Here is a 1,097-nt window from a genome sequence, read left to right as displayed (position 1 = left end):
TACTCAGGTTGAATCGGTGATGTCCGGGCTGTGGTGACGGGTCGTGATCCCTGCGGTACGACGTCTTCATGCGGTATGCGCAAGGGGGCGGGCTGACGCCTGCCGGGCAGGTGAAGCGGGAGGCCGTGCGCCTGGAGGCGGCCAAGTGGTTCGAGGCCGGGGCGGGCACGGCGCGGATCGCGGCGGAGTTACGGGTGACGGACCGGTCGGTGCGCCGGTGGCGGGCGGCCTGGCGGCAGGGCGGTGCCGGAGCGTTGGCGTCGGCGGGGCCGATGGCGGTGGAGAGGCTGTCGGTGCAGCAGTGGCAGCGGCTGGAGGCGGAGTTGAGGCGGGGGCCGCTGGCGCACGGCTTCGACGACGAGGCGCAGGGCTGGACGCTGAAGCGGGTGAAGCTGCTGATCGGCCGGTTGTTCCACGTCGGCTACACCGTGCAGGGCGTGTGGCGGCTGCTGAAGCGGCATGGCTGGAGCTGCCAGGTGCCGGTGCGTCGGGCGCTGGAGCGGGACGAGGCGGCGATCGAGGTGTGGAAGGCCGAGGTGTGGCCGCGGGTAAAAGTACCGCGCACGACCTGGGCGCCCATATCTGTTTCGCGGACGAGTCCGGCCAGTCGCTGATCCCGCCGAAGGGCAGGACCTGGGCCCCGCGCGGGGCCAGACCCGTTGTGCGGGTGGCCGGGCGGCGCGGCGGCCGGGTCAACATCGCCGGCGCGGTGTGCTTCAAGCCCGGCCGCCGGCCTCGGATGTTCTTCAAGCTGCACGTGAACCGCGGCCGCAGGGGCGAGCCGAAGACCTTCGCCTGGAACGACTACCGGGACTTCATCCGCATGGTGCATCTGCAGCTCGGCACCCCCGTCGTGTGGGTCTGGGACAACTTGAGCGTGCATCTGCAGCAGGAGCTCTTCGACTTCGAGGCGGAGCACAGGGACTGGCTGGTCATCTTCCATCTGCCGCCGTACGCACCGGAGATCAACCCGCAGGAGGGCATCTGGAGCCTGCTCAAGCGGGCCCTGGCCGATTTCGCCGCCGCCGACCTCGCGCACCTGACCCGCGTCATCAAGCGGAAACTCAAGAAAATTCAGTACCGGCCGCACCTGATCA

At 69.8% G+C, this 1,097-nt stretch carries 2 protein-coding genes; both read left to right on the top strand.

Going from position 1 to position 1,097, the window contains the following annotated elements; all coding sequences use genetic code 11:
* Positions 1 to 68 precede the first annotated feature (68 nt).
* Complete coding sequence (locus ACIRPX_RS45990; protein ID WP_404206148.1) at positions 69 to 614, top strand: winged helix-turn-helix domain-containing protein; 546 nt, start codon at positions 69 to 71, stop codon at positions 612 to 614.
* On the top strand, positions 539 to 1,097 hold a 559-nt coding region (locus ACIRPX_RS45985), incomplete at its 3' end, for a transposase (RefSeq protein ID WP_404206147.1). The genes ACIRPX_RS45990 and ACIRPX_RS45985, both read left to right, overlap by 76 nt.

The sequence above is a fragment of the Streptomyces sp. NPDC101225 genome (genome assembly GCF_044767585.1).
Taxonomy (GTDB): Bacteria; Actinomycetota; Actinomycetes; order Streptomycetales; family Streptomycetaceae; genus Streptomyces.
Note: the sequence above shows the minus strand (reverse complement) of the source record. Positions and strands in the feature narration are given on the sequence as shown.